The sequence below is a fragment of the Novosphingobium sp. 11B genome (genome assembly GCF_054589055.1).
Map to the genome: position 1 here is coordinate 1 of NZ_BAAILP010000076.1, position 10151 is coordinate 10151.

General features: G+C 67.6%; 8 protein-coding genes. All 8 read left to right on the forward strand.

Annotated elements, in window-relative coordinates:
- Positions 1-109: 109 nt before the first annotated feature.
- The 8 genes from ACYPYD_RS06795 to ACYPYD_RS06830 all read left to right on the forward strand — a co-directional run bounded on the left by ACYPYD_RS06795 (position 110) and on the right by ACYPYD_RS06830 (position 10067).
- Positions 110-946 (forward strand): alpha/beta fold hydrolase, encoded by an 837-nt coding sequence (locus ACYPYD_RS06795; RefSeq protein WP_211150858.1) that lies wholly within the window; start codon positions 110-112, stop codon positions 944-946.
- Between the two features lie 106 nt (positions 947-1052).
- Positions 1053-1304 carry a DUF1427 family protein gene (locus ACYPYD_RS06800; protein WP_008831612.1) on the forward strand — a complete coding sequence of 84 codons (252 nt, stop codon included), beginning with the start codon at positions 1053-1055 and terminating at the stop codon, positions 1302-1304.
- Between the two features lie 92 nt (positions 1305-1396).
- Positions 1397-3241 carry an amidohydrolase gene (locus ACYPYD_RS06805; protein WP_211150859.1) on the forward strand — a complete coding sequence of 615 codons (1845 nt, stop codon included), beginning with the start codon at positions 1397-1399 and terminating at the stop codon, positions 3239-3241.
- 155 nt (positions 3242-3396) lie between these two features.
- Positions 3397-4269, forward strand: coding sequence for a glyoxalase (locus ACYPYD_RS06810; protein WP_459662569.1), 873 nt, complete (start codon positions 3397-3399; stop codon positions 4267-4269).
- A gap of 3 nt (positions 4270-4272) precedes the next feature.
- Entirely contained in the window at positions 4273-4713 is a 441-nt protein-coding gene (locus ACYPYD_RS06815; protein ID WP_211150861.1) for a DoxX family protein, read from the forward strand.
- A 130-nt stretch (positions 4714-4843) separates the two neighbouring features.
- Entirely contained in the window at positions 4844-6208 is a 1365-nt protein-coding gene (locus ACYPYD_RS06820) for an alginate export family protein (protein ID WP_211150867.1), read from the forward strand.
- A gap of 100 nt (positions 6209-6308) precedes the next feature.
- Positions 6309-7034: a YoaK family protein gene (locus ACYPYD_RS06825; RefSeq protein WP_459662570.1), complete on the forward strand. Its 726-nt coding sequence runs from the start codon at positions 6309-6311 to the stop codon at positions 7032-7034.
- A gap of 102 nt (positions 7035-7136) precedes the next feature.
- A complete protein-coding gene (locus ACYPYD_RS06830; protein WP_459662571.1) occupies positions 7137-10067 on the forward strand; it encodes a sensor histidine kinase in 2931 nt (976 codons plus the stop codon).
- Positions 10068-10151: the final 84 nt, after the last annotated feature.

The window sequence follows — 10151 nt, forward strand, 5'->3', positions numbered from 1 at the left end:
GACAAGCTCAGCCTGAGCGGTTTCATAGTACAGTCCTGTTCCCGCTCAGGCTGAGCTTGTCGAAGCCCCCGCAGTACAAAGCCCAATTCTCACCCGAAGGATCAGCATCATGGCCTACGTAACCACCACTGACGGCGTCGAAATCTTCTACAAGGACTGGGGCGCGAAGGACGCGCAGCCCATCGTCTTCCACCACGGCTGGCCGCTCTCGTCGGACGACTGGGATGCGCAGATGCTGTACTTCCTGTCCAAGGGCTTCCGCGTCGTCGCCCATGACCGCCGTGGCCACGGCCGCTCCGCGCAGGTCAGCGAGGGGCACGACATGGACCACTACGCCGCCGACGCCGCCGCGGTGATGGAACACCTCGACCTTCGCAATGCCGTCCACATCGGTCACTCGACCGGCGGCGGCGAAGTGGCGGCCTACGTCGCGCGCTACGGCATCCCGCAGGGCCGCGTCGCCAAGGCCGTGCTGGTCAGCGCCGTGCCGCCGATCATGCTCAAGACCGAAGCCTACCCGGGCGGGTTGCCGATCGAGGTGTTCGACGGCCTGCGCGCCGGTCTTGCCGCCAATCGCGCGCAGTTCTTCCGCGATGTGGCTGCAGGTCCGTTCTATGGCTTCAACCGCGAAGGCGCCGACGTGAAGCCAGCCGTCATCGACAACTGGTGGCGCCAGGGCATGATGGGCAGCGCCAAGGCCCATTACGACGGCATCAAGGCCTTCTCCGAGACCGACCAGACCGACGACCTGAACGCGATCACCGTCCCCACCCTCGTCCTGCACGGCGATGACGACCAGGTCGTGCCGTACAAGAATGCGGGCGTACTGCAGGCCGAGATCCTGCCGAACGCGACGCTGAAGATCTACGAGGGCTACTCCCACGGCATGCTCACGGTGAACGCCGACACCATCAACCCCGATCTGCTCGCCTTCGTGCAGGGCTGATCCGAACAGGCTTCGCTCCGGCTTTTTCCATGATGGCCAACTACAGACGCCATCTCGGGAACAAGGGACACCCGGAGCGAAGAACAAACGTCCGAGGAGACTTCCGATGAAAGCCTACCTTCTCTCCATCGCCGCCGGGTTGCTGGTGGGTGTCGTCTACAGTCTCCTCGGCGTCCGTTCGCCTGCGCCGCCGATGATCGCGCTGGTCGGCCTGCTGGGAATCCTGCTCGGCGAGCAGATCGTGCCGCTGGCGAGCCGGTTCGTGACGAAAAACAACGTCGCGCAGTTCGTCATGACCGAGTGCCGCGATCACGTCCTCGGCCGCCTGCCCGGCGACGCCGATAAGCACGACGCATGATCTCGCGCCGCCACACGTTTCTGGGAGCGGCCGCCGCGTCGCTCCTGCCCCAAACTCTCGCGGCCCGAGCGGGTCGAACCAAGGACAAGACAATGACCGACACGATCATCATCAACGCCAAGGTGACCACCCTCGACCGTGAAAACCCGCAGGCAGAAGCGGTGGCTCTACGCGACGGCAAGTTCCTCGCGGTCGGCAGCGAGGCCGAAGTGCGCGCCGCCGCGCCCGAAGCCACTGTGATCGACGCCAAGGGGCACCGCCTGATCCCCGGCCTGATCGACAGCCACATGCACATCATCCGCGGCGGCCTCAACTTCAACATGGAGCTGCGCTGGGACGGCGTGACCAGCCTGTCCGAAGCGATGGCGATGCTCAAGAAGCAAGTCGACAACACCCCCGCCCCGCAGTGGGTGCGCGTGGTCGGCGGCTTCACCGAGCACCAGTTCGCCGAAAAGCGCCTGCCCACGATCCAGGAACTCAACGCCGTCGCCCCTGACACGCCGGTGTTCATCCTCCACCTCTACGACCGCGCGCTGCTCAACGCCGCTGCCCTTCGCGTGGTGGGCTACACCAAGGACACGCCCAACCCGCCGGGCGGCGAGATCGTGCGCGACAGCCAGGGCAACCCCACCGGCCTGCTGCTGGCCCAGCCCAACGCGACGATCCTCTATTCGACGCTCGCCAAGGGGCCGAAGCTGCCGCCCGAATACCAGCTCAATTCCACCCGCCACTTCATGCGCGAGGTCAACGCGCTGGGCGTCACCGGCGTAATCGACGCAGGCGGCGGCTTCCAGAACTATCCCGACGACTACGACATCATCGAGAAGTTGCATCAGGACGACCAGCTGACCGTCCGCATCAGCTACAACCTGTTCACCCAGAAGCCGAAGGAGGAACTCGCCGACTTCGCCGGGTGGGCCAAGCAGGTCACGCCGGGTCAGGGCGACGACACCTATCGCCACAACGGCGCGGGCGAGATGCTCGTCTATTCCGCCGCCGACTTCGAGGACTTCCGCCAGCCCCGCCCCGACATGGCGCCAAGCATGGAAGGCGACCTCGAACCTGTCATCCGCCTGCTGGCGGAAAACCGCTGGCCCTGGCGCCTCCACGCTACCTATGACGAGACGATCGGCCGCGCGCTCGACGTCTACGAGAAGGTCAACGCCGATATCCCGCTGCAGGGCATCAACTGGTTCTTCGACCACGCCGAAACCATCAGCGACCGCAATATCGACCGTATCGCGGCGCTCGGCGGCGGGATCGCCGTGCAGCACCGGATGGCCTATCAGGGCGAATACTTCGTCGAACGCTACGGCGCCAAGGCTGCCGAGCGCACCCCGCCGATCGCCCGCATGATCGCCGCCGGCATCCCGGTGGGCGCAGGCACCGACGCCACCCGCGTCGCCAGCTACAACCCGTGGGTTTCGCTCTCTTGGCTAGTGACAGGGCGCACCGTGGGCGGCCTTTCGCTGTATCGCGGCGACAACCGCGTCAGCCGCGAGAAGGCGCTGCGCATGTGGACGCACGAGAACACATGGTTCTCCACCGAAGTGGGCAAGAAGGGCCAGATCAAGGCGGGCCAGCTGGCCGACCTCGCGCTGCTGTCCGACGACTACTTCGCGGTGCCGGACAACGAGATCGTCCACATCCGCTCGATCCTGACGATGCTGGGCGGCAAGGTGGTCCACGGCGACGGCGACTTCGCCCCGCTCGCGCCGCAGCTGCCGCGCCCGATGCCGGACTGGTCGCCGGTCGCCACCTTCGGCGGCTATTACCAGACGCCTGAAGCGAAGCAGAAACTGGCCTCGGCCTGCGGCTGCGCCAGCAGCTGCGGCGTCCATGGCCACGACCATGCCGCTGCGCTCGGGGCCAACGTTCCCGCCGCCGATGTCCAGACGTTCTGGGGATCGCTCGGCTGCGGCTGCTGGGCCGTCTAAGCCGAAGCGTAGTTTTCCAGAATATCGAACAGACCGGACGATTTTATTCGGATCGTTGAGAGTTCGATCAAGCCTTAAACCGTTCTGGACCGGCCGCTGAAGCACAGGCGCACCGGTTCCAGACGACGATGAAACTCGCCTCCAAGGAGCCCCCGATGAAGCGCTTCACCTTCCTGATCGCCGCCGCCGTCCTCAGCAGCGCGCCAGCCTTCGCCGAAACCGCCGACTATTCGGTTGGCCCGCAGTACGACACCACCCACGTCTACGTGCCGCAGGAGCAGTTCGACAGCTTCGTCTCCAGCTTCTCGGCGACCTTCGGCGGCACCACCAGCAAGCAGGGCGAGTTTCAGGTGACGCCCACAAAGAGCCTCACCAAATCGCAGCTGGTGCTGACCCCGTCGGGAACCGTCTCGGTGTTCGGCTTCATGACGCCGATACCCTATCCCTTCGGCGACGAGCGCACCGGCTACCTCGTCACCGACATCGACGCGGCGGTGGCTTCTGCCGTGAAGCACGGCGCGGTACGCCGCATCGCCACCTTCTCCGATCCGATCGGCCGCGATTCCTTGGTGCAGTGGCCGGGCGGCGTGAACATGCAGATCTACTGGCACACCGCCAAGCCCAACTACGCACCGGTTAGCAGTGTGCCCGAAAACCGCGTCTACCTGACGCCTGAGGCCGCCGACGCCTTTGTGAAGAGCTGGACCGGCTACGCCCACGGCAGGATCACCGCCGACGACAAGGCCGCCTCGGGCGCCGAGATCGGCGAGCCGGGCAAGACCATCCGCCGCGTTTCCATCGAGAGCGGCTACGGCAAGATGACGGTCTTTGTCTCCGACGGGCAACTGCCCTGGCCCTATGGTCGCGACATGACCGGCTACGCCGTGAGCGATCTTGCCGCCACGCTGGCTAAGGCCACGACGGCAGGCGTCGAAACCCTCGTCGCGCCCAGCGAAGTCAACAAGCGCCAGACCGCCATCGTGCGCTTCCCCGGCGGCTATATCGCCGAAATCCATCAGGGAGCGTAAGCCATGGCGAGCCTGCCCCCGATGAACCGCACGCCTTCCATCATCGGGGTAGTGCTGGACTTCACCCCCACCGCCTTCTTCGCCCGGCTCGCATTGGTGAGCGCTTACCTGGTAGGCGGCATCGACAAGCTGGGCGACTGGCCCGCCGCGCTGGCGGAGCAGGCCCACTTCGGCCTGACCCCGCCCGCGCTGTGGGCCGCGCTGACCATCGCGGTCGAACTGGTCGGCCCGCTCCTGATCCTTTCGGGCCGTCTCGTCTGGCTGGGCGCGGGGATGCTGGGCGTGTTCACGTTCTTCGCCGCGCTGGTGGCGAACGCCTTCTGGGTCATGCCCGACGGCCCCGAGCGCTTCGCCGCGATGAACGCCTTCTTCGAGCACATGGGCCTCGTCGGCGGTTTCGTGCTGGTCGCGGTGCTGGCGCGCAGGGGGCAGGGCGATGCGTAAGTGCGTCGTTCCGGGCTCGACCCGGGACCGGTGGCTGTCTTCAGGCGCGCCTTTGCGGTGCGCGCATCCTGGTGAGCGCCGCCAGGCCAGCGGCCCCGGATCAAGTCCGGGACGACGGCGGCTGGCATGGTTGCTCCCCTTCGCCACGCTTCTTCCCCACACCGCCCTGGCCGCGCCGAAGGAGGCATGGGAAGCCCCGACCCTCACCGTGACCCGCTACGACGAGGACTGGTCAGACCTCGAAAGCGCCGAAAAGCGGGATCACCATTGGACCGGCCCGTTCAAGTACATCCCGCTAGGCGACATCGCAGGTGGCGAGGCCTGGCTCTCTACCGGCGTCGAACTTCGCGCCCGTAACGAGAACTATGCCGAGAACCTGTGGGGCGGCGCCGCCGCGCCGAACGACGGCTATGTCTGGCTGCGCGCCCTGCCTTACGCCGACCTGCACGTCGGCAAGCTGCGCGCCTTCGTCCAGCCGGTTTTCGCCACCTCGATCAGCGTCGCCCCCTCGCCCGGGCCGACCGACGGCACTGGCCTGGACCTGATGCAGGGCTTTGCCGAGGCCGACCTCGGCCCCGTCACCCTGCGCGCCGGGCGACAGATGCTGTCGCTGGGCAGCGAGCGCCTGGTCGGCACTCGCTATGGCCCCAACGTCACCCTCGCATTCGACGGCTTGCGCGCCAACGTGGCGGTCGGCAGCGCGAAAGTCAGCCTGCTCGCCGTGCGCCCGGTCCAGCCGGGCAAAGGCAGTTTCGACGACCGCACCTTTTCGCAAAAGGCCTTGTGGGGCGCCTATGCGGCGATGCCAGAGATGGATCTCTACTACCTCGGCTATCGCAACGACGCCGCCCATTGGGGAGACCGCAGCGGCGGTGAGACGCGTCACAGCATCGGCGCGCGATGGCACGCCGTACGCGGAGACTGGCACTGGAACGTCGAGGGCGTTTACCAGTTCGGACACTTCGGCGAAGGCGCCCGCCGCGGCGCGATCTCGGCCTGGACTTTGGGCTCGGAGTTCGGGCGCGGCTTCCCGCACCTGCCGTTCTCGCCGGACCTGACGCTGCGCGCCAACGTGGTCAGCGGCGACCGTCATCCCGGCGACAATCGCCTCGGCACGTTCAACGCGCTGTTTCCCAAGGGCAAGTACTTCGGCGAACTTTCGCCGGTCGGCCCCTACAACATCGTCAACCTGCACCCTGCACTGGGCCTGCAGCTTACCCCCATCGTCTCGGCGGGAGTGGCCGCTGCGGCCTACTGGCGCCAGTCGCGCAGCGACGGCATCTACGACATCCCCGGCAACCTGATCCGCGCGGCCGGGAACAGCCGCGCCCGCTTCATCGGCAAGGAGGTCGAGGCAACCCTCGCCTGGCAGGCCACGGCGGAATTGGAACTGTCGATGTCGGTCTCGGCCTTTGCGCCCGGCGCGTTCATCCGCGACACCGGCACCGCGAAGACCATCCGTATGCTGGGCCTCGAAAGCAATTTCCGGTTCTGAGATCTTTTCCAGATCCTCGAACGTAACGAACCAATTTATTCGGATAAACCAGCAGGTCTTCGCCCGGTAGACCCTTCCGCATCACTCAGGAGATCGCATCATGTCTACCCCGCCCCCTATTTCCGCTTCGTCCGTTTCCGCTCTCGGCAAATCCGCCCTGCTGCCGTGCCTGCTGCTGTTGCTGTCCGCGACCACCGGCCTCGTCGATGCAGCTTCGGTGCTGGGACTGGGCAAGGTGTTCACCGCCAACATGACCGGCAATGTCGTGTTCCTCGGCTTCGCGGCGGCGGGAACGCCGGGGTTCAAGGTGATCCCCTCGGTGCTGGCGCTGATCGCCTTCATGGTCGGCGCATGGGGAGCCGGGCATCTCGCGCGTGCGCATGTCGAGCGTGCGCTCGGCCGCTGGCTGCTGTGGGCTGCGGTGATCGAAGCCGCACTGCTGTGGATCGCGGCGCTGATCGCGCTCGACGTCGATGTCGCCGCGCAGGCGCCGAAGGCGGCCGTAATGGCCGTGATCGCGCTCACGGGCTTCGCGATGGGGCTGCGCAATGCGACCGTGCGCCAATTGAAGGTGCCGGACCTGACGACCACCGTGCTCACCCTAACCATCACCGGCATCGCGGCGGATCATGTGGGCGGCAAGACGCCCAACTTCGCGCGTCGCATCGGCGCTGTGCTCTCGATCTTCGCGGGTGCCGCCGTGGGCGCGTTGCTGCTGATGCATGGCGGACTGGCCCTGCCGCTGGCTCTGGCCGGCGCGATCGTGCTGGGCGCGACGCTGGTGTTCCTGCGCGACCCGGCCTCCGCCGTGCCGCATCGTCCCTGACGACACCGCGTCATTGCAAGCACAGCGAAACAATGCCGAACCTTGGAAAGACAAACGAAAGGTTACCTTGTCGCGCGCGCAGCGCCATGTAATGCGCGGGCGATGCGTCCCGTCCGTGTCGCCCGCCCGCTTTTCCGCGCCATCGCCGCCCTCGTCGGCGCGAGCCTCTGCGCGCCTGCACTGCTCGCGTCGCCTGCCACCGAGATCCCCGGCTACGCCAGCCGCTACTGGTCGCTGGCGGACGGCGCCCCGCCCGATATCCGCGCCATCGCCCGCACCCGCGACGGCTTCCTGTGGCTCGGCTCGGGCGACGGGCTCTACCGGTTCGACGGGCTGAACTTCCTGCGCGTCGAGCCCGAGGACTTCGACAACTTCCGCGCCCGGCAGGTCACCGCGCTGGCCGCGGGGCCGGACGGCAGCCTGTGGGCGGGCTATGCCTTCGGCGGCATCGCCCGGCTCAAGGACGGGCACTTGCGCGGCGCCAACCCGGAAAAGCCGCGCGGGCGCATCACCGACATCATCGCCGCGCCCGACGGCTCGATCTGGGTTTCCACCTGGAGCGGCTTCGGCTCGCAGCTGCGCCATTGGATGAACGGCCGCTGGGACGTGATCGACGTCGACGGCCCGCTGCTGCGCATGTACCGCCAGAGCAACGGCGCCATCTGGATCGCCTCCAATCCCGACTTGCGCCGTCTGGCCCCCGGCAGCCGCAAGCTGGAGATGGTCCCAGCGCTCATGAACCTCGGCCCCGCCTTCCGCGAGGACCGCACCGGCGCGATGTGGTTCTATTCGAGCGACGGCCTCCAGCGCCTGACCGCGAAGGGTTTCACGGAAACCGGCGTCGGTTTCGGCGAGCCGCTGAACGGCGGCGACGGATGGCGCGAGATGCTGTTCGACGACGACGACCTGCTGTGGATCGCCGGCAATGCCTCGGGCCTCGCGACGGTGCCGCGCGGCGCGCTGAGCATGAAACAGGCGCACACCTACCCCGTCGGCATGTTCACCCTGATGCGCGACGGCGAGGGCACCATCTGGGGCGGCGCGCCGGACGGCCTGCACCGCTTCGTACGCACCCCGGTCGTGCGCTACGCCGCGATCAAGGGAGTGCGCACCGGCATCGCCACCGGCCCGGACGGCTCTCTCTACATCGGCGGGGACGAGGGCCTCTACCGCATCGTCGACGGCAAGGCGCAGCTGATCCTGCGTTCGGGGCTGGTTTCCGAGGTCTGCTCGGTTTCGGGCGTCGGCGCCTATGTGCTCACGTACAAGAACGAATATCTCGTGCGCGGCGCCACCCCGACGCGGATCGTCGGCCCGCTGGAGCATGAGCGCCAGTTCGCCCAGGCCTGTGCCTCCGATCCGCAGGGGCGGCTGTGGGAATCGGTATCGGCCTCCGGCATGTTCCGGCTCGACGGCACCCGCTGGACCAAGGACGAGAGCCTGCCGCCCGCGACGACCTTCATCGCGCCGGGACCCAATACCTTCATCTTCAACCAGCCGCTGCGCCTGCTCGCCCGCGTCCATGACGGCAAGACCACGTCCATCTGGCCCGAAGGCGACGGCGCAGGCAGCAAGGGCGGCGTTGGCTTCGTGCGCATGCTCAAGCAGATGGACGGCGAGACATGGATCGGCGGCGAGGCGGGCCTTGCCCGCTACGACGGCCGCCGCGCGCAGCAACTGAGCGCGCGGACGTATCCGTGGCTGGCAGGGGTGATGGGCATCGTGCGCGTCGCCGGGCATTACTGGCTGATCTCGTCAGGCGGCATCATCCGCGTGGCCGAGGCTGACTTCGATGCCGCCTTCGCGAAGCCCGGCACGCCGATCCCGCTCGCCCGCTTCGGCCAGAGCGGCGTGATCCGCGCACGCACCGAATCCTATTCCGCCAACGACGCCGCCGTCGATGCGCAGGGACGCCTGTGGTTCGTCACCAGCACCGGAGTGGTGCAGGTGGCCCCCTCGCGCATCGCCCCGCTCAAGGCCGACATGCCGATCGCGGTGACCGCGCTGGAAGTGGACGGCCATGCCTATCCGCTTGCAAACACGCACCTGCCTGCGGGCACCACGCGCGTCAGCCTGTCCTACGTCGGCCTCGGCCTCGCCGATGCGGAGAACAACCGCTATCGCTACCGGCTCGACGGGATGGACGAGAACTGGGTGGAGGCACAGGGCCGTCGCCGCGTTGATTACGCAGGGCTCGGTCCGGGCACCTACCGTTTCCACGTCACCGCCGCCACCGGCGACGGGCCGTGGGCGAAGCGGGAAGCGACCGCCACTTTCGTGATCGCCCCGCATTTCTGGCAGACTGCGTGGTTCCGCCTTGCGGTGCTGGCGGCGGCGGTGCTGGGTGGCTACGCGCTGTTTCGCTGGCGCATGCGCGCCGCCATGCAGTCTCTGCGCGACCGCATCGAGGAACGCGTCGCCGAACGCGAGCGCATCGCGCAGGACTTGCACGATACACTGCTTCAGGGCTTCCAGGGCCTGATGCTGCGCTTCCAGACGGTGCTGCACCTGACGACGCCGGGCACCCCTGCCCACACCGCCATCGAGGAAGCGCTGGAGCGTGCCGACGACGTCCTGCTCCACGGCCGCGAGCGCGTGCGGGGCCTGCGCGAGGATGCCGAGCCCAAGTGCATCGCCGAAACCCTGCGCGCCTGCGCCGCGCGCGTGGTGGGCGATACCCTGCCGTGGGAGGTCAAGGTCGACGGCCCCGAGCGGCTGGTCGGCGCTCCGGTCGCCGAGGAGCTGGAACTCGCGGTGGGCGAGGCGCTGGCCAACGCGGTCAAGCATGCCCGGGCGAGCATGGTGCGGGTGGAGATCCACCACGGCCGCGACCGGCTTTCGCTGCGGGTGGTGGACGACGGCGTCGGCCTGCCCGAAGACGTGCGCGCGGCCGGTGGGCGCGAGGGACACTTCGGCCTCACCGGCATGCGCGAGCGGATCGAGCGGCTGGGCGGTGCCTTCGCGATCGCCAATGCGGCGGGACAGGGCACCTCGATCCGGCTGAGCCTGCCCGCGAAGATCGCGTATCGGTAAGCTCTCCTCTTCTCACCTCTTTCGTCATTGCGAGCGTAGCGAAGCAATCCAGGGCGGTTTGCGCGGCCCTGGATTGCTTCGCTA

Excerpts from the sequence above, each read along its gene's own strand:
- ACYPYD_RS06795 (WP_211150858.1), top strand. The coding sequence starts at position 110 with ATGGCCTACGTAACCACCACTGACGGCGTCGAAATCTTCTACAAGGAC.
- ACYPYD_RS06800 (WP_008831612.1), top strand. The coding sequence starts at position 1,053 with ATGAAAGCCTACCTTCTCTCCATCGCCGCCGGGTTGCTGGTGGGTGTC.
- ACYPYD_RS06805 (WP_211150859.1), top strand. The coding sequence starts at position 1,397 with ATGACCGACACGATCATCATCAACGCCAAGGTGACCACCCTCGACCGT.
- ACYPYD_RS06810 (WP_459662569.1), top strand. The coding sequence starts at position 3,397 with ATGAAGCGCTTCACCTTCCTGATCGCCGCCGCCGTCCTCAGCAGCGCG.
- ACYPYD_RS06815 (WP_211150861.1), top strand. The coding sequence starts at position 4,273 with ATGGCGAGCCTGCCCCCGATGAACCGCACGCCTTCCATCATCGGGGTA.
- ACYPYD_RS06825 (WP_459662570.1), top strand. The coding sequence starts at position 6,309 with ATGTCTACCCCGCCCCCTATTTCCGCTTCGTCCGTTTCCGCTCTCGGC.
- ACYPYD_RS06830 (WP_459662571.1), top strand. The coding sequence starts at position 7,137 with ATGCGTCCCGTCCGTGTCGCCCGCCCGCTTTTCCGCGCCATCGCCGCC.